The sequence below is a fragment of the Pseudoalteromonas nanhaiensis genome (assembly GCF_051235485.1).
Taxonomy (GTDB): domain Bacteria; phylum Pseudomonadota; class Gammaproteobacteria; order Enterobacterales; family Alteromonadaceae; genus Pseudoalteromonas; species Pseudoalteromonas lipolytica_C.
In genome coordinates, this window is record NZ_JBPNYQ010000002.1 from 149765 (window position 1) to 169314 (window position 19550).

General features: G+C 38.8%; 17 protein-coding genes. 13 read left to right on the top strand and 4 right to left on the bottom strand.

Going from position 1 to position 19550, the window contains the following annotated elements:
• The first annotated feature begins 7 nt into the window (after positions 1 to 7).
• The 10 genes from ccoN (at position 8) to uspE (ending at position 8934) form a co-directional block, all read left to right on the top strand.
• Complete coding sequence (gene ccoN / locus ACSFVZ_RS02980) at positions 8 to 1441, top strand: cytochrome-c oxidase, cbb3-type subunit I (protein ID WP_036967883.1); 1434 nt, start codon at positions 8 to 10, stop codon at positions 1439 to 1441.
• A 12-nt stretch (positions 1442 to 1453) separates the two neighbouring features.
• Entirely contained in the window at positions 1454 to 2128 is a 675-nt protein-coding gene (gene ccoO / locus ACSFVZ_RS02985; protein ID WP_135924295.1) for a cytochrome-c oxidase, cbb3-type subunit II, read from the top strand.
• 5 nt (positions 2129 to 2133) lie between these two features.
• Positions 2134 to 2319, top strand: coding sequence for a cbb3-type cytochrome oxidase subunit 3 (locus ACSFVZ_RS02990; protein WP_054561331.1), 186 nt, complete (start codon positions 2134 to 2136; stop codon positions 2317 to 2319).
• Positions 2316 to 3281, top strand: coding sequence for a cytochrome-c oxidase, cbb3-type subunit III (gene ccoP, locus ACSFVZ_RS02995; protein ID WP_135924294.1), 966 nt, complete (start codon positions 2316 to 2318; stop codon positions 3279 to 3281). The genes ACSFVZ_RS02990 and ccoP overlap by 4 nt, the downstream gene beginning before the upstream one ends.
• Before the next feature lie 149 nt (positions 3282 to 3430).
• Complete coding sequence (locus ACSFVZ_RS03000) at positions 3431 to 3922, top strand: FixH family protein (protein ID WP_435558065.1); 492 nt, start codon at positions 3431 to 3433, stop codon at positions 3920 to 3922.
• A gap of 9 nt (positions 3923 to 3931) precedes the next feature.
• Positions 3932 to 6307 carry a heavy metal translocating P-type ATPase gene (locus ACSFVZ_RS03005; RefSeq protein WP_138558551.1) on the top strand — a complete coding sequence of 792 codons (2376 nt, stop codon included), beginning with the start codon at positions 3932 to 3934 and terminating at the stop codon, positions 6305 to 6307.
• Positions 6304 to 6471 carry a cbb3-type cytochrome oxidase assembly protein CcoS gene (gene ccoS / locus ACSFVZ_RS03010; RefSeq protein ID WP_054553052.1) on the top strand — a complete coding sequence of 56 codons (168 nt, stop codon included), beginning with the start codon at positions 6304 to 6306 and terminating at the stop codon, positions 6469 to 6471. Before ACSFVZ_RS03005 ends, ccoS begins: the two co-directional genes overlap by 4 nt.
• Positions 6464 to 7135 carry a sulfite exporter TauE/SafE family protein gene (locus tag ACSFVZ_RS03015; RefSeq protein ID WP_435558066.1) on the top strand — a complete coding sequence of 224 codons (672 nt, stop codon included), beginning with the start codon at positions 6464 to 6466 and terminating at the stop codon, positions 7133 to 7135. The genes ccoS and ACSFVZ_RS03015 overlap by 8 nt, the downstream gene beginning before the upstream one ends.
• A gap of 38 nt (positions 7136 to 7173) precedes the next feature.
• Positions 7174 to 7908: an FNR family transcription factor gene (locus ACSFVZ_RS03020; protein WP_135924290.1), complete on the top strand. Its 735-nt coding sequence runs from the start codon at positions 7174 to 7176 to the stop codon at positions 7906 to 7908.
• Positions 7909 to 8010: 102 nt separating this feature from the next.
• Complete coding sequence (uspE, locus tag ACSFVZ_RS03025; protein WP_135924289.1) at positions 8011 to 8934, top strand: universal stress protein UspE; 924 nt, start codon at positions 8011 to 8013, stop codon at positions 8932 to 8934.
• Between the two features lie 80 nt (positions 8935 to 9014).
• Here uspE and ttcA read toward each other — a convergent pair whose 3' ends face one another.
• The 4 genes from ttcA to ACSFVZ_RS03045 all read right to left on the bottom strand — a co-directional run bounded on the left by ttcA (position 9015) and on the right by ACSFVZ_RS03045 (position 15825).
• Complete coding sequence (ttcA, locus tag ACSFVZ_RS03030; protein ID WP_054561325.1) at positions 9015 to 9908, bottom strand: tRNA 2-thiocytidine(32) synthetase TtcA; 894 nt, start codon at positions 9906 to 9908, stop codon at positions 9015 to 9017.
• Between the two features lie 191 nt (positions 9909 to 10099).
• On the bottom strand, positions 10100 to 12403 hold the full coding sequence (locus ACSFVZ_RS03035; protein WP_435558067.1) for a hybrid sensor histidine kinase/response regulator: 2304 nt from the start codon (positions 12401 to 12403) through the stop codon (positions 10100 to 10102).
• A gap of 9 nt (positions 12404 to 12412) precedes the next feature.
• Complete coding sequence (locus tag ACSFVZ_RS03040; RefSeq protein WP_235382351.1) at positions 12413 to 13681, bottom strand: ABC transporter substrate-binding protein; 1269 nt, start codon at positions 13679 to 13681, stop codon at positions 12413 to 12415.
• Positions 13682 to 13806: 125 nt separating this feature from the next.
• Positions 13807 to 15825 (bottom strand): GAF domain-containing hybrid sensor histidine kinase/response regulator, encoded by a 2019-nt coding sequence (locus ACSFVZ_RS03045; protein WP_135924286.1) that lies wholly within the window; start codon positions 15823 to 15825, stop codon positions 13807 to 13809.
• Positions 15826 to 16049: 224 nt separating this feature from the next.
• Between ACSFVZ_RS03045 and ACSFVZ_RS03050 the strand changes: the two genes are divergently transcribed.
• From ACSFVZ_RS03050 to ACSFVZ_RS03060, 3 genes are all read left to right on the top strand, one after another.
• Positions 16050 to 17336 (top strand): diguanylate cyclase domain-containing protein, encoded by a 1287-nt coding sequence (locus ACSFVZ_RS03050; protein ID WP_435558068.1) that lies wholly within the window; start codon positions 16050 to 16052, stop codon positions 17334 to 17336.
• A 99-nt stretch (positions 17337 to 17435) separates the two neighbouring features.
• Positions 17436 to 18329: a TIGR01777 family oxidoreductase gene (locus ACSFVZ_RS03055; RefSeq protein WP_435558069.1), complete on the top strand. Its 894-nt coding sequence runs from the start codon at positions 17436 to 17438 to the stop codon at positions 18327 to 18329.
• A 76-nt stretch (positions 18330 to 18405) separates the two neighbouring features.
• On the top strand, positions 18406 to 19548 hold the full coding sequence (locus tag ACSFVZ_RS03060; protein WP_435558070.1) for a GGDEF domain-containing protein: 1143 nt from the start codon (positions 18406 to 18408) through the stop codon (positions 19546 to 19548).
• Positions 19549 to 19550: the final 2 nt, after the last annotated feature.

A 19550-nucleotide genomic window follows, 5' to 3' on the forward strand; every position in this document is an offset into this window, starting at 1 on the left:
CCAGAAAATGAGCCAAACAGTAGCATCACAAACTGAGTACAATTATAAAGTTGTACGCCAATTCGCTATTATGACAGTGATTTGGGGCATCGTTGGCATGAGTGTTGGGGTTCTGATTGCTGCCCAATTAGCTTGGCCAGCACTTAACTTTGATACACCATGGTTAACTTACTCTCGACTACGTCCGTTACATACGAACGCAGTAATTTTCGCATTTGGTACAAGTGCTCTTTTTGCGACGTCTTATTACGTCGTACAACGTACGTGTCAAACGCGCCTTTTCTCAGATAAACTAGCAGCCTTCACCTTCTGGGGTTGGCAACTTGTTATCGTACTTGCAGCGATCACCTTACCTTTAGGTATCACAAGCTCAAAAGAATACGCAGAACTTGAATGGCCAATCGATATTCTTATCGCCGTTGTTTGGGTTACATACGCAGTTGTATTCTTCGGTACGCTAATCAAGCGTAAAGTATCGCACATCTATGTTGCGAACTGGTTCTACGCTGGTTTCATTATTACTGTTGCCGTTTTACACATTGTAAACAGCATGGCAATTCCAGTTTCACTTACTAAATCATACTCTATCTACGCAGGTGCTGTAGATGCAATGGTTCAGTGGTGGTACGGTCACAACGCTGTTGGTTTCTTATTAACTGCTGGTTTCTTAGGTATGATGTACTACTTCGTACCAAAACAAGCAGGTCGCCCTGTTTACTCTTACCGTTTATCGGTAGTTCACTTCTGGGCACTTGTTTCTTTATATATCTGGGCAGGTCCTCACCACCTACACTACACTGCGCTTCCAGACTGGACGCAAAGCTTAGGTATGGTTATGTCAGTTATCCTATTCGTTCCATCTTGGGGTGGTATGATCAACGGTATCATGACGTTATCAGGTGCATGGCATAAACTACGTACTGACCCAGTACTTCGTTTCTTAGTTGTTTCTCTATCTTTCTACGGTATGTCTACGTTCGAAGGCCCAATGATGGCTATTAAGTCTGTTAATGCGCTTTCACACTACACTGACTGGACTGTAGGTCACGTACACTCAGGTGCACTAGGTTGGGTTGCAATGATTTCTATCGGTGCTATCTATCACCTTATCCCTGCACTATTCTCACAAGGCCGTATGTACAGTGTTAAACTAGTTAACACGCACTTCTGGTTACACACTGTGGGTGTTGTTCTATACATCGTAGCAATGTGGATCTCAGGTGTAATGCAAGGTCTAATGTGGCGTGCAGTGAACTCAGACGGTACGTTAATGTACAGCTTTGTACAGTCATTAGAAGCTTCGTATCCGTTCTATATCATGCGTTTCCTAGGCGGTGTATTCATCGTAACAGGTATGCTAATTATGGCTTACAACGTTTATCGTACTATTGCTGCGAAGAAAGATTCGCTTCAATTAGACGCTGACGCACAATTAGCATAATGGAGTAGCACGATGAGCAATAATAATTCACAAAACAAACACGAAATAGTCGAAAAGAACGTTGGCCTTATGGCTATCTTGACTGTTTTTGCTATCAGCTTTGGTGCATTGGTAGAGATTACACCACTTATGTTCCAAGACGATACGACTAAACCTGTTGATGGCTTGCGCCCTCTTACAGCGTTAGAAATGGAAGGCCGCGATATCTATGTACGTGAAGGTTGTTACAACTGTCACTCACAAATGATTCGTCCTTTCCGTGACGAGGTTGAGCGTTATGGTCATTACTCTGTAGCTGGTGAGTCAGTATGGGATCACCCATTCCAATGGGGTTCTAAGCGTACTGGTCCTGACCTAGCTCGTGTTGGTGAGCGTTACTCAGACGATTGGCACCATGCTCACTTAATGGACCCACGTGCTGTGGTTCCTGAGTCAAACATGCCAGCGTTTCCTTGGTTAGATGAAAACAGAGTCGATACAACCCATACTCTTAAAAAGCTTCAAATATTCCGTGATAGCTTCGGAATTGATAAATCAAGCGACCGTTACGACGGTAAAGGTTATGGTAGCGACGAAGAGTTAAAAGCTGACATTGCGAAAATTGAAGCCATGAACGATGGTAAAGGCGCGACTGAAATGCAAGCTCTTATCGCTTACTTACAACAGCTTGGCACACACTTGAAGTAATTATTATGGATTACGGAACATACAGAGGCATTTTAACTCTGGTAATTTTAGTACTGTTTATTGTGATTGTTGTATGGGCATACAGCAAGCGTAGCAAAAGTCGATTTGATAACGCTGCTAATGCCATATTTGAAGATGAAAAAAAACACAACAACACAATCTCTAACGAGGAAAAGGAGTCTGAGAAATGACTAGCTTTTGGAGTATATGGGTTATTGTATTAACCCTTGCGTGTCTTGCTATCATCTTCGGCCTACTTCTGTGGAACTTGAAAAACTACACAGGTGTTAAAGAAGGCGAAAGCTGTGGTCACGAATTTGATGGCATTGAAGAACTAAACAACCCACTACCAAAATGGTGGACTTATATGTTCTTCGCGACATTTGTATGGTCTGTTTATTACCTTGCAGCTTACCCAGGTTTAGGTAATTGGGAAGGTTTAGGTAAATGGACAAGTTCTAACCAAGGTATTACTTCTCTAGCTGAGTCTAAAGAAGCAACTGAACAAGCATTAGCTAATGGTGAGAACGTTCAATTAGACCAAGAGTTTATTGCAGCAGATGAGCGTTTTGGCCCAATCTTTGAGTCATACGCGAAGCAAGATATTGAAGCACTTGTAAAAGACGAAAAAGCGCTTGAGATTGGTCAACGTTTATTCTCTCAAAACTGTGCTCAGTGTCATGGTTCAGATGCACGTGGTGGTTTAGGCTTCCCTAACCTAACTGATAAAGATTGGTTATATGGTGGTACACCAGACAAAATCAAAGAAACACTTCTTTATGGTCGTGTTGCTGCGATGCCACCTTGGGGTGATGCACTTGGTGAGCAAGGCATTAAAGAAATGACTGCTCACGTACTAAGCTTATCTGGCCGTACTGTAAACCAAAAAGATGCCGAAGCAGGTGCTGCGAAGTTCGCAATGTGTGCAGCGTGTCACGGTGCTGACGGTAAAGGTTCAGTTGCACATAACTTACCATTTGGTGCACCTAACCTTACTGATAACATCTGGTTGTATGGTGGCTCTAAACGTGCTGTTGAAGAAACACTTAGAAATGGCCGTGCCGGTGTAATGCCAGCATGGAAGGACATTCTAGGTGAAGATAAAGTACACCTACTAACAGCGTACGTTTACAGCTTATCGCAAGATAAATAACCACGTCGTTAATAAAATGTATAAACAATTAATCTTTTAATTCAATAGATTAATTAAGATCAAAAAAGCCTCCATCTGGAGGCTTTTTTTTAGTCTTTTGCTTTTAGATCCGATAAAATGCGTACAACATTTTTTAAGGTATAAGTACTATGAAACCGACTCCTTGGTATAAAAACTTTTGGCCATGGTTTTTAATCTCCTTCCCGCTTGCTGCAATTATCGGCTGTTTTGGTCTAATTTATATGGCTATTGGCAATGGCCCTGATATGGTTGTTGATGACTACTATAAAAAAGGCAAAGCAATTAACCTTGAACTCAGTAAATTCAATAAAGCCAAAGCACTATATCTGCATGGTGATTTAGACGTAACTAATGATAAAGTTAGCTTTAAGTTTACTAAAGGTGATGCAAGCCAAGTTCACTCTTTAAAAATGTCATTTTATCATCGCACCATTAAAGCCAACGACTTCAATGTTAGTTTAATGAAAAACGCTCATGGTGACTTTACAGCCCTACTCGACACTCACGTTGACGGTGCATACACAGTGTTTATTGAACCTATCGATAATAGTTGGAAGCTAAAAGAAGACATTACTCTTCCTACTGATAAAACAATTTCGATTAGCCCTGAATATAAGTAGTAAACTCAAATGTCCGATAATTGCTTTCATTGTCTTGAAAGTGTGCCAAAAGGCTTTAATGCGACTGTCGAAATAGACGGTAAGGCACAACCTATGTGTTGTATTGGTTGCCAAACGGTTGCTGAGAATATCGTCGCCCAAGGCATGACCGATTACTATAAGTTTAGAACTGTGCGCTCTGGTAAAGTAGAACAACTTGTTCCAGAGCAGCTTGAGTTAATTAAGAGCTACGATAACGAAGATATACAAGATGAGTTTATTTCAGCCACAAATGACTTATCAGAAGTGCTTCTTACCGTCGAAGGTATCACCTGTGCTGCCTGTGCTTGGTTAATCGAGAAACAATTACTCAATTTAAAAGCAATTAAGCGTGTGGATGTAAATACATCGACTAATCGTGCGATGATCCAATGGGATAAATCGGTTACTCCACTTAGCCAAATTATCACTTCATTACACGAAATCGGCTATAAAGCTTACCCGTTTCAGGCAGACCTTGAAGCGAGTCAAAAACAACAAGCCGCTAAAGCCTATATCCGCCGATTAGGTGTTGCAGGTCTGATGACTATGCAAGTAATGATGTTCGCTTTTGCCATGTATTTTGGCATGTTCTCGGGCATGGAAGAAAACTTTGAACAGTATTTCCGCTGGATAAGTTTAGTTCTTGCTTCACCGGTTATTTTATACAGCGCCCTACCGTTCTTAACCAATGCAATTAATGGTTTAAAAGCCAAACAGCTCAATATGGACTTACCCGTATCTTTAGCGATTTTTGGTGCTTATGGTGCGAGCTGCTATGCCACATTAATGTCGGTTGGCGAAGTTTATTTTGAATCTATCTGTATGTTTACCTTCTTATTATTACTGGGTAAATATTTAGAATTTAGAGCCCGTTTAAAAGCCAGTGAATTTACTGCTAACTTACAAAAACTTTTGCCTTTAACTGCACGAATTATCAATAGCGATAATCAAGAATCAATTATTGCTGCTAAAAAGCTTAAATTAGGCGATGTTGTTTTAATTAAAGCAGGCGAAACCATTCCTGCTGATGGTGTTGTGATCAAAGGTAAAACAACTGTTGATGAAGCCATGATGACAGGCGAGCATCAGCCAGTTAATAAATTTATCAGCCATCAGGTTTACGCTGGTACTATTAACCACGATGGCGTGATCAGTATTGAGATCAATAAAATCGGCCAAAATACGCTGCTTAATCAAATTATTAAGTTACAACACACAGCATTAACAAAACGCCCTCGATTAGTTGAGATAACAGATAAAGTCGCGCAGTGGTTTGTTGCGTGTTTATTACTGTTTGCCTCCATTACAGCGATTGGCTGGTATCAAATAGACCCTGAGCATGCTTTTTGGGTTACTATTTCGGTGCTTGTTGCAACCTGCCCTTGCGCCCTTAGTTTAGCGATTCCAACTGCACTAACCTGTGCCGTAGCCAGCCTTACAAAGCGTGGCATTTTAATTAAACAAGCCCATGTGTTAGAAACGCTACCACAATTAACAGATATCGCCTTCGATAAAACAGGTACTTTAACGCAGGGTCGTTTCACTATTGAGCGTGTTGAAATGGTCAGCAGCCATTATAGTGAAGCTGATGCATTACGATTAGCAGCGCAACTTGAAAGCTTCTCGGAACACCCAATTGCCAATGCGTTTGCAACTTACAACGACACGGTTAACCCTATCGAAAATGTCACAATCGAACCGGGGAAAGGTATTACAGCAGAGCTTAATAAACAGCACCTAGCGATAGGTAAAAGCGGCTGGTTTGATACCGAAAAAGCAGATGCACAAGCAACCTTGTATGTCGATAAACAAGTAGTTGCGCGCTTTTATCTCGCCGATAGCTTACGTAACAACGCAGAAAAACTAATCACAGAGCTGCACTCTCAACAAATAAAGTGTCACATGTTAACGGGTGATGCATCAAACAGTGGTGAGCGAATCGCAAAACAGTTAAATTTAGATACCGTGCACGCAGCATGTAGCCCTCGCGACAAACAAACTCATGTTGAAGCACTCGCAAACAAAGGCGCCATTGTTGCCATGGTGGGTGATGGAGTCAATGATAGCCCAGTATTTGCCAGTGCCCATTTATCTATTGCAATGGAAACAGGCGCTGATATTTCCAAAAACAGTGCTGATGTGGTATTACTCAATAGTGATCTAACTGCCATCGAGCATTTGCTAACTGTGTCGAAAAAGACACGCCGTATTGTTAAGCAAAACTTGGCACTATCACTTATTTACAATGGTTCGATTTTACCACTGGCAGCCCTTGGGCTTGTTGCTCCTTGGATGGCCGTCATCGGTATGTCTGCAAGCTCCATTTTGGTTATTACCAACTCATTAAGGTTATTAAAACTATGAGTATCATCTACATGCTTATCCCGATTGCTATATTATTTGTGCTAATTGCTATTGGGGTGTTCTTTTGGGCTGTAAAAAGCGAACAATTTTCTGATTTAAACAAACAGGGCCACAGTATCCTGTTCGAAGACGATAAAGAGCAGCACAACAAAAGTAATGATTGATCCGCTGTTTATTAGTGCATTTGTAATGGGTTTGCTAGGCAGTGGTCACTGTCTAGCTATGTGTGGTGGCATTGCCAGTAGTTTACAACTTGCTGCTAACAAAAACCGCGCAGTCAGTTTTTCTGTTGCTTATAATCTGGGACGTGCGCTTAGTTACATGCTTGCTGGTGCCTTAGTCGCTGGAATTAGCAGCCGTTTTGCAGCGCAAAATACCACTATTTCTATAGCATTATCGTTTTTAAGTGGCATTTTTATGCTCCTTGTTGGGGTTTATATTATGCGCTTAGCGGCGACCCTACAGTGGTTAGAAAAACTAGGAAAAACCCTAGTATGGCAGCATTTAGCTAAGCTCAATCGTTATTTATTACCGGTCGATACAACACCTAAAGCCCTACTCTATGGCGCTTTATGGGGTTGGTTGCCCTGCGGATTAGTTTATTCAGCACTGACTTGGGCTCTCACCAGTCCATCAGCACTACATGGGGCTGGAGTAATGTTATTTTTCGCGTTAGGAACCTTTCCTGCGATGATAAGCGTAGGTCTAGTCAGTCAAAAAATAAACGCTATTTTCAACCATTTTTGGACTAGGGTTATTCTAGGCAGCGTAATAATATGGTACGGTATATACTTATTAATTATAGCAACCGATAAGCTAGTTCATTAATCTTACGCGTTGTTAACTTATTTGAATGGATTTGATGTATGGACTTCTCACAAAACAAGTCAAAAGGCTTATGCACAATTAGCTGTAATAATTGCAGTATTAGCCAGCTATGTTTGCCATTTTCATTAAACGGTCAAGAAATGGATCGTCTTGATGAAATCATCGAGCGCAAAAAACCACTGCACAAAGGTGACTTTTTATTTGAGTCTGGTGAAAGCTTAAATGCGATATATGCGGTACGCTCAGGTTCGTTTAAATCTTACACGTTATCTGAGCAAGGCGATGAGCAAATTACTGGTTTTCATTTAGCTGGTGATTTAGTCGGTTTCGATGCAATTAACAAAATGGCTCATCAAAGCTTCTCGCAAGCACTTGAAACCTCAATGGTATGTGAAATTCCATTCGATACCCTCGATGATTTAGCAGGTAAATTACCAAAGCTACGCCAACAAATTATGCGTTTAATGAGTAATGAAATTAACTATGACCAAGAAATGTTATTGTTACTCAATAAAAAGTCAGCTGAAGAGCGCCTAGCGAGTTTTATCTATAATCTTGCAGAACGTTTCGGTGAGCGCGGTTTTTCGCGTAAAGAATTCCGTTTAACCATGACACGTGGCGAGATCGGTAACTATTTAGGCCTTACTGTTGAAACAATTAGCCGCCTTTTAAGCCGCTTCCAGAAAGCTGGTTTTATTAAGGTTGAAGGTAAATTTATCACCATTTTGGACCAGCAAGCACTTGCAACAACAGCAGCGATTAAATGTAAGTAGAGTTTGATTTAAAGCAACTTTCTATTGTTTGCCCCTTTAACTGTTCTAAATTTAGGTTACACTCAAAGTACTACTTTTTGCGGAACAGTTAAGGAGCAGCACATGGACGCAATTAAACGAATTTTAGCAGTTATAGACCCAACCAAAGAGCAGCAACACAGTTTAAGCCGCTCAATTGATCTAGCCAAAAAATCTGGCGCGACCATCACCGCTTTCCTCAGTATCTACGACTTCTCTTACGAAATGACCACGATGCTTTCTGCTGATGAGCGTGAAGCGATGCGTGAGGCAGTAATCAAAGATCGCCAAGCATGGCTAGACGAGCAAATTGCACTTTATCCTGAGCTTACCATTGATAGCTGTGTTGTTTGGCATAATCGTCCTTACGAGGCAATCATTAATACTGTTATTAATGATGGCTATGATTTAGTCGTAAAAGGTACCCATCAACACGATACGCTTAAATCAGTTATCTTCACGCCAACTGACTGGCACCTAATTCGCAAGTGCCCTGCTCCAGTTTTACTTGTTAAAGAAAAAGAGTGGCCAGCACAAGGTAATATTCTTGCAGCAGTGAACGCGGTAAGTGAAAATGAACAACACCTTGAACTTAACAAACGTATTATTAATGATGCTCGCTTCATTTGTGATTTAGCGAATGCCACTCTTAACCTTGTGAATGCATACCCTGCAACTCCGGTTAACATTGCTATTGAAATTCCTGAGTTTAACCCGGGTGTTTATAACGAATCAGTTAAGAAACATCACTTTGAATCAACGCTTTCGTTAGCTGAAGGGTTTAATATTGATAAAGCTCATTGCCACATTGAAGAAGGCTTACCAGAAGATGTCATTCCTGATGTTGCTGCACGGTTAAACAGCGAATTAGTAGTGATTGGTACTGTCGGTCGCACCGGGTTAAGCGCGGCGCTTGTCGGTAACACTGCAGAGCATGTCATTGATAGTCTTGATTGTGATGTATTAGCGTTAAAACCAGACGGCTACGTCAGCCCTCTTGCTAAATAACATTTTTAAAATGCATTAAAAAAGCCCCATTTCGGGGCTTTTTTTATACCAATTCGCTTAAGTATTATTGCGGATTGGAATTATATGTTTGTTACATCAATAAATAATGATTCATCAATGTTTGTCGAAGAGACTACCGCCTCGCTAAAGTCATAGCTTTCACGATTACCTTCTCTATCAAGTGGTAAGTTTTCAAAATCAAATAAGTTTCTGTCTGCAAGCTGACTTGGGCTAACATTCTGTAAAGACTTAAAGATACTCTCAACACGACCAGGAGTTTTCTTATCCCACTCTGTTAGCATAGCTTTAATTGATTGACGCTGAAGGTTTTCTTGTGAGCCACACAAGTTACAAGGAATAATCGGGAAATCTTTATGCTCTGCGTATTTAATTAAATCTTTCTCACGGCAATATGACAACGGACGAATGACTACGTTACGTTCATCATCAGAGCGTAATTTTGGTGGCATTGCTTTTAATCGTGAACCATGGAACATATTTAAGAACATTGTCTCAACAATATCATCCATGTGATGACCAAGTGCTAGTTTTGTCGCGCCAATTTTTTCTGCGAATGAATAAAGTGTGCCGCGACGAAGTCGTGAACAAAGACCACACGTCGTCTTACCTTCTGGTACTTTTTCCTTTACTACTGAGTAGGTATCTTTATCAACGATGTAATACGGGATATTTAGCGTTTCAAAATAATCAGGCAAGATATGCTCTGGAAAGCCTGGCTGCTTCTGATCAAGGTTTACCGCAATCACTTCAAATTTAATTGGCGCTGCTTTTTGTAAATTAAGCAAAATATCTAGCATCGCAAAAGAATCTTTACCACCACTGATACACGCCATAACAACATCACCGTCTTCAATCATGTTGTAATCAGTAATCGCGTTACCAACATGCCTTCTTAGACGCTTTTGAAGTTTATTAAATTCAAGAGTTTCTTTTCTAGTATCAGTTTGATTCATTTGCTCTGCTCATACAGGCTTTGCTAAGCCATGTTTCATAGTAAAAAGTTCGGCGTGGATTATACGGACTTTTTATACGAGTTGAAATGATTAGCTTGGGATTATTGCTGTTGTACTCTGCAACTTAATTTATATAAAAGCACAAACAAATCGAAAACAATACATTCGTATTTTACTGTATACACATAGGCTCACTTTGAGCAGGTATAATGCTCCTCTTGGCTGTCATCTGCTGGTGTGCACCACTTTAACAATACCTCTTTTAGAGATTCATACTTTATTGGTTTAGCAATGAAATCATTCATCCCAGCATCAAAACAACGCTGCTTATCTGCAATTAATACATTAGCTGTCAACGCAATGATAGGTGTTGATTTAAAGGCTTCTTTCTCGCGTATTTTTATTGTTGCCTGTGGGCCATCTAAAACAGGCATTTGCATGTCCATGAAAATAATATCAAATAACTGTTTCTCACATTGTAATATGGCTTGCTCGCCATCATTTGCTATTTTTATTGAGCTAATATTAAATTCATTTAGCATCGCTTCGATAACGACCTGATTGATTTCATTGTCTTCAACAATCAGAACATTTAGTCTTGAGAAATCAAAAGACTCATCTGGAAATTTCATCAGCGTTACCTCTTTTATATCAGCATGCTTAAAGCTCTGTTTTGCTACCATCTGAAAATAAAAACGTGAACCAACACCAGCTTCACTTTCAACATGTAAAGTTGTGCCCATCAAATTGAGTAACTTACTCGAAATAGCCAAACCTAACCCTGTACCACCAAAGCGACGTGTAATTGAGGCATCAGCTTGTGAAAAGGCTTCAAATAAATTACTCATGTGCTCTTTTACAATACCAATCCCAGTATCTATTACGTTAAACGTTAAGCTAAATTCATCATTACGTTGAGCAATTTCAACACTCAACGTCACATTACCCCGCTCTGTAAATTTAATTGCGTTACCAAGTAAATTAATTAGTACTTGTTTCAAACGCGTTTCATCTCCTAAGAAGATGGCCTCTTTGCCATCAGGGCTTGTTTCAATATTAAATTGAATATTCTTGCTATGTGCTTGTTCTAAAAATAGATGCTGGAGTTCATCTAACATACTGCTTAACTTAATTGGTTGAGATTCTAGCTCAATTTTAGAAGCCTCTATTTTACTTAAATCCAAAATATCATTAATAATCACTAATAAACTCGAACCAGAAGACTGAATAATAGCAAGCATCTTTGCCTGTTCTGTAGTGAGTGTTGTTCTATTCAATTGTCGAGCCATTCCTAAAATACCATTCATAGGAGTTCTTATTTCATGACTCATATTGGCGAGAAACTCTGATTTTACTTTTGTCGTGTGCTCTGCAACTTTTTTTGCTTCAGAAAGATCACGACTTAAAATACGAAAGCTATCTGCTGCGCTTGCAAGAACTCCAATTTCATCTTTACGATTTAAATCATGGATTGGTGCCGATAAATCTCCTTCTAAAAAGCGTTGAAAACTGACAGTGAGCCTCTTGATGGCTTGAGATATTTGTAGATGAAAAAAAGCGGCAAGCGCTAACACATAAATAAACACGACAGCCGCCAGTGCTTTTAATATTTTTTCGGTTTTAGAAACTGTGATTTCCGCGTCTTTTTTGATCTGATTTAAATGGGCTAAAGAATTCTCTCTTAACTTATTTGCTAGTGTACTAAACTCGATTGCATCCCCCGCCATTACAACATTTACCAAACTAAAGTAGTTGCGATTGGCTTGAATAGCTTTTGAAAAAGCGTTCTGATAAGTGCTCGCTAATGTCGCTGTTCTTATAATTTCACTCTGAACATCATCTTGTTGTGTCATAGCTAGATCATTATTAAGCCCAGATAACACTTGCAAAGCATTATTAACGGCAGTTCGTTTTGTATAGTCTTTTTTAGTTAAAAATTGATAGGCATCACGATGTAGCACATGCCACATATTGAGGCTTTCCGCGATGATCAACATTTGTTCATTAGAAACAGCTAGCTTCTTTAGGTTTTCAAGATGAGTAACGGCCTCAAAATAAATGCTCGGAAGTTCAACTTCGATGAGCTCTGCTCTAATTTCATATCGCTTCGTGAGCACACCTAAATTATCATTATATCTGCCGATTAACTCAGACATAGAGTCTAAATATACTTGGCTATCACTCTCATCTGATTTCAAGTTAACTTCATCTAAACGGCTTTTTACACTGTCGAAATTCTCTATGATTTTACTAAAAACAGCTTCACTTCCAGACGAGCCATAGACAGAGATATCTCTTTGCATTTCAACAATATCTTTGTTTATGCTTAAGATGCTTACTGCATAATTGCTTATTCGGCTAATATCATTGAAAGACACTTCAATTGTTTTGAGGCGCTTGTTCATCACAACAAAGCTTATTCCCATGACTAATATCACCAGCATTAATGCAAGTAATACTTTAGCTGCCAGTGACTTAGAAATGATATTAATCAATTTAATTCCCTATGAGTTTAATAGCTCATACCACTTATCTAAGCTGTAATCATAATTAGGCATTACTGTATTCCAAACGGCAATATTCGAAAAACGCTTTATATAACTGCCACCATCTCGCATCTGACCCGCTTTAACCGACACTTTTCCATCTGTACCTTGCAGGTCTATTGATGCAGCTTTTCCTTCATACCAATAATCCCATTCCGGCTTTGACATAAGCGGCTGACTGCGCTCGGGGTTAGAAATATAATAACCTTGGCGCGCAATAAATGCTCCAGGATAGCCAGATAACCACCAATTCATATACTCATATGCCGCATCTTTTACATGCCCTTGTGTATTTGAAGATAAGCACATAACCCCATGCCATGCACGGTACCCTTCTTTGGGAGAAGCATAAACAACAGGTATCCCCTGTCCTTTACATGCACTTACACCTGGAGAAAACATACTTTGAATATTGACCCGTTTCATTTTCATGAAATCTACAGACTGCGGAACAGACGTCCAAAAGCCAGCGAAATGACCTTGCCTTTTTTTCTCGAGTAGAATTGCAAATAGCTGATCTATTTCAGAAATACTCATATTGCCAATATCGTTGAAACGCATCAGTCCTTTGCCTTGAGCTGCTAAAGCTGCATCAAAGATTCCAATAGTGGGAGCATTCACTAAAGCCACTTTACCTTTGTTTTTTTCATCAAGTAACCAAGCCCATGACTCTGTTTCATAAGGAATACCTTGTTCTATAAAATTAGTGTTGTAGCCAAATGAATCAACATTATGGACATAAGGCATAAAACTAATTTGCTTTGTAGGTGTAGTTCCCAAGGAGCCATCGGCTTGAACATAAAGTAACTTGTTAGGTGAATCTCCGGCTCCTATGCTTGCTTCAGGTGTAATCTTGCCTGTTTTAGTCAAAGGGTTAATTTCTTGCCAATAGTTTAATCTATCAATATCTAATGGCTGTATTGCACCTGCTTGCCATAGTATGTTGATTGAATCAGACCATTGCTCATAGAGATCGAATGAATTTGGGTTTGCAGCTGCTTTTTGTAGTACAGCAGCACTGCCCATTGGGGTAAACTCAACATTAATGCCTAACTCACGCATTGCGCGTTGTCTGAGCTCTTCTTGTAATGTGACATGCGTCCCCATAACGCGCAGAGTAATTTGCTTTTTAGCAAAAACATAGGGGGCTTTAAACGCCAACGTTGATACCGCAGCACCTACGCTAAGAGTTTTCAAAAAGCGCCGACGATTTTGAGCATGATTCATTACATTACCCCAAATTTTTATATACATTAAGTATAGGTTAAATTTGAAGATAGCCTAAACTTAGGCAATCGCAATGTATTGTTAGGGTTAGGGATATAAGTATAAAATTGCTTTAAACCTTATGTTTAAAGCGCTAAATGTCCTTTTGCTGCAATAATGGATTGTTCAATTGCCGTATTTTTAACAGGCTTTGATACAAACAAATCCATCCCCGCTTTTTTACAGGCGGCTTTATCATCTGCAGAAGTATTCGCAGTTAATGCAATAATAAACGTTTTATTTTCAGGACAAATACCATTAGCTCTCAGATAACGTGTTGCTTCTAAACCGTCAAGTTCAGGCATTACGCAATCCATAAATATCAAATTGTAGTTATTTTGTTTGCATTTATTGATCGCATCGACGCCATCACATGCAAAGTCTGCAGTTAAGCCTAATTTTTCTAAATGTGCTTTCAAGACTAACCGATTAATCTGATTATCATCAACGACCAAAATAGCGAGAGGAAGAGTTGTAAAATCAATATTACTTACATCTTGTTGTTGATGGCTTTGAGGTTGACCTTTTTCTAGAGGGAGTTTAATTTCAAAACAACTGCCTTTTCTATGTTCGCTGTTCACCTCAACTGTGCCGCCCATATAATCAATTAGCTCTTTAACTATTGCTAGGCCAAGACCTGTACCGCCCTTTTTTCGATCTTTACTTATCTCTTGTGTAAAGGGTGAAAATAGCGATTTCATAAAGTGCTCAGTCATGCCAATCCCTGAATCAGTGACCTTAAAAGACAGAAACACTTTATCATTGAGCTCTTTAGCACTGGCAGTTAACGTTACCTCACCTTGCTCAGTAAACTTAAGTGCATTACTCAACAAGTTCGAGACTATTTGTGTAATGCGAGTATTGTCACTGAAGGTCCAACACTCATCACTGATATCAATCGTCGCATCAAAGCTAAGGTTACTTTGTTGATACAAAGGAGAATACAAAGAAACAATATCAACAAAAATGGTTTTCAATAAGAAGTGACTAGGTTCAAGCTTAAGTTCGCCGTGATTAATTTTTGAAAAATCCAACACTTCATTAATAATATTCAGCAAAATATCTGCACTACGCAACGCTATTTTGAGTTTCTCTTCACGCTTTTGCTCTGATTTTTCATACAACAAAGTCGTTAACATGCCTGTAATACCATTGAGCGGAGTACGAAGTTCATGGCTTATTTTGGCAAGCAAAATGCTTCTATCTTCAAGTGTACGTTCTGCATCAGCTTTTTGTTTTTTAAGCTCTTCACGTAGCAGTACCGACTTAGTAATATCTTGAAAAGTACCAATTATCCGAACACACGCCCCCTCTTTAAATTCAGCTTTTCCGACTGTTGATACCCATATAGGATTACCTTTAGCTGTTATCAATTCAATTTCAATATTCCAATCTTTACCTTGCTCAATAGCTTCTTTGACAACTTTTTCAATGGCTTGGCGGCTTTCGCCTTGTTTGTAAAATTGAATTGCATTCTCGAGATCGGGCTTGAAATCTTCAGGGACTTCATGAATAACTTTAGTTTGCTTACTCCAGTAAAGATGATTGGTGATTAAATCTAGCTCCCAAGAGCCAATTTTTGCCACCTCTTCAACTTGTGCAAGCATAGAGTTCTTTTTAATTAATTTTTCTGATGATAGATTACGAGCAAACTCATTGCCCAACCATTGAGCAAAAAGTTCAACATAATCATGCGCCTCTTCTGTGAATGGTGCTGTAGATTGTGCCGCTGAAAAGTTAACCGTACCAAACACCCTTTTACCAATGTGGATAGGCGCACCAATATAAGATTCTAATTGGAAGTTTTTGTAACAAGGATGTTCAGCTATGTAGCTCTGAGATGCATGGTTAAATGATAATGCTTTGTCTGCAGCTAATGTGTGTGAACAATAGGTTCCTGCTACATCAAACTGAGACCCAACAGGGATCGCATCGTTTGGAGAAACCACGTGAATAACTGTATATACTTGTTCTTCAACACGACTCACAATTGCAAAATCAAGATTGAATATCGCTAAGCCAAAATGCAGCAATTGCGCCACTTTATCATCAAAATTAGTTTGCTGATTCGATACAATATCGTGAAATTGGCGCAGAAAGTTCACAGTCACTCCTTGTCATTTTTAAGCTGCGATTTTTAAGTTTTTAGCATACCAGTAAAATAGCTATTACACACTTTAAAACTTAGAATATAGAACTAAGATAATAACATTTAGCAACCCAAAAACATTATTAGTAGCCTTTGTTTTTATTATAAATTGGTAAAAGCCCGCATCTTAAACAATACTTTATACTTAAAAAATATAACTTTCTTGTCGTTGGTTTTTCTATGTCGCTTAGAACCCAGTTTTTAGCTTTACTAATACTATTGCTTTTATTGGTTACCACTAACACTGTTTTAGTTATGCTTTTAGATAAAGAAGGCAGGCAAAAGCACGAGGCAGTTGATCATACACACGAAATAATTGACGAATCAGAAAAACTTTACACCCAAATAGTTCATGCAGAAACAGGCCAGCGTGGTTATCTTCTTACACAAAATACATCTTATTTAACGCCCTACTACGACGGTATAAAAAAAGCAAAAACACACTTTTTAACCCTGACTAAAATTACAATACATCAGCGAGAGCAGCAAGAAAAACTATCTCAACTTGATGTTTTAATAAATAAAAAATTTGACGAGTTAGATTTAACTATTAATTTAGTGATGCAAAACAGTCCCTCTGCAATCCAAGCAGCAATGGAGGTTGTACAAAGCAACGAAGGGAAAGAGTACATGGAGCAAATTCGCAAATTAATTTCTGAATTTCAAAATATACAACGTGAAAAGTTAGATATAGAGATGTCAGATTTTCAACAACACAGTTTGTTGTTAACGTATCTAATTTCAATTCAAATTCCACTGCTTATTTTATTATGCGTTTTTTCAGCAGTTTTTATTAATAAAAAACTCTTCATTCCGTTAAAGCAATTACTGCATATTACTGAACAATTAGAGAAAGGAGATAAACCTAACGTAAGTATTGTTTACAGGCATGATGAAATAGGTCACCTCCTTAAACGATTTCAACGTATGAGCAATATCATCCATAAACGAACTAAAAGATTAAATTTTCAAGCAAAACACGACCATTTAACAGGTGCTCTTAACCGCTCAGACCTAGAACCCCATTTACGCCAGGCCATTAATACTTGTTCAGTAGACAACAAACTGGCACTAATTTTTATTGATATAAATAAATTCAAACAGTTAAACGATAATTATGGTCATAGTATTGGTGACAAGGTGTTAATTGAAACAGCAAAACGTATCAGCTCTACTTTTCGAGCCGATGACGCCATCTACCGTTATGGTGGAGATGAATTTATCATCATCGTAGAAAACATCTCAAAGATTGAATATATAGAACCTATGCTTAATCATTTATTAAAGAGTTTTGAAGTCTGTTTTGAAATAGAACAACATACTTTTGACATCGATTTAAGTATTGGTGTTGCTCTCGCTCCTGATCATAGTGACGATTGGAAAACGTTAATCAACCTAGCAGATAAAGCAATGTATAGCGCAAAATTAAGCCACAACGCCTCATATTGTATTCATGGTCAAGCTTGAATGAAAAACTAATCGATTCAGCTACTTTTTACGTATAGTTTGCAAATATCATCATCACTATGTATAAAAAATAGACCAACTGTCTTCTAAGGTGTCACAATGCATATATTATTAACGGGTGGAACAGGTCTTATAGGCAAGCATTTGTGCCCATTTCTTTTGAACCATCATAAAGTGACGGTTCTTACTCGTAACCCTATCCAAGCAGCCGTCTTGCTTACTCACCAAGTTGTGGCTGTTAAGTCATTAGACGAGGTCGATTTTGAACAGGTAGACGCAATCATTAATCTAGCAGGTGAGCCTATTGTTAATAAGCGCTGGAGTGATTCACAAAAACGAGAATTATTAGACAGTCGTATTAAGCTGACCCAACAAATCACAAAAAAAATCAACCGCTGCAATTCACCACCGCACACTTTTATTTCTGGCAGTGCGATTGGCTTTTATGGTCGACAAGGCGATTGCAAAATAGATGAAAGCTTTAATGACATATACCCCGAGTTTAGCCACGTACTATGCCGAGATTGGGAGCACGCAGCAACCAAAGCTGAATCAGATAAAACGCGCGTGTGTCTAATCAGAACTGGTGTGGTGTTATCAAAACATGGCGGTGCGCTCGATAAAATGTTACCCGCATTCAAATTTGGTCTTGGCGGCCCTATAGGTCATGGTAAGCAAGGCATGTCTTGGATACATATAGATGATATGATCCAGCTCATTTTATTTGTACTGTCTCATCAAGACATCTGTGGCCCTATCAATGCAACATCGCCTAACCCTGTTGATAATAATGAGTTTAGTCAAACCTTGGGTTCCGTTATTTCAAGACCAGCAATGCTAAGAATGCCTGCTTGGGTTTTAAAGCTAATGATGGGCGAAATGTCTGATTTATTACTTCATGGACAATTCGTGATCCCTGATAAACTTTTAAAACATAATTATCGTTTTCATTATCCAGAACTTAAACCAGCATTAGAGAGTTTAAGGCTTTAAGTAAAAATCATTAGTTGATTTAATCAGTATGGTACATAATAATTAATTATGTCGTAAAGTGGAATTAGGGATATTCATGGTGGACTTACCCACCATAATCAGCATTTCGGTATTACTGAATGTGGTTATTGGTGCCTTCTTATTGTCTCTGTATTTTTTGAGACAGCAACAAAGCTATTTGTATTGGGGAAGTTCGTGCCTGATTTTTGTATTAGCCCAAATTACAGCCACCTCACGTGTGTTTATTGACCTGCCAATTTTGACACACTTTATAGCCAATTTACTTATAATAGCCGCTCCACTAGCTGCAGTCTTAGGTATTCATGCCTATAACAATAGAGAAAAATACTACTTAAAACGTTGCTTATATCTTCTACTAGCTACTGCAATGCTGTTATTTCCCATGTTTCAACTTGGTTTTGAACAATTCGTCACGACTGCAATTCTTGCCTTTAGTTTTCTCTACGCAGCGAATGCTTTACGTAGACTAAATGTTGAGCGAATTATCCACTTAGTGCTCTTGCAGCTATGCTTTTTCATCCACAGCGCCATCATGTTTGTTCAATTTGGTCTTTTAGTGATGGAGCACTTTAACTACATAAAGGCAGACATATCACAAGTGTTTGCCATTATTCTAATTAGCCATATCATCATCACTACACTTACAGCAATGATCTGGCCATTACTCATGTTTTTAGAATCAGAACAAGTACTCAGTGATCTTGCTAATCGAGATTCATTAACTGGATTACTCAATAGACGAGCTTTTATAACTATTAGCAATAACTATTTGGAACAAGCAAACAATAGTCTCAGTGAATTATGCGCAGTCATGATTGATATAGATTTTTTCAAAAGAGTAAACGACAAGTATGGCCACGAAACTGGGGATGAGGCATTAAAGTGGGTCGCAAATAAAATAAAATCACAACTTAGAGAACACGACTTAGTAGCTCGGATTGGTGGAGAAGAATTTGCAGTTATACTTCCAAGCACTAACCAATTACAGGGTGAAAACTTATCAGAACGAATTCGCTTAGCCATCAATAACGACTATTTTACTTTCAATGATCAACGCATAAAATTAACCATCAGCGTAGGCATAATCACCCATCAGTCAGGAAGCAATAATATAAACGAGTTACTTGCCCAAGCAGATAAAGGACTTTACAAAGCAAAAGTAAACGGTAGAAATCAAGTCGTTACTATGGCTTTTTAAAA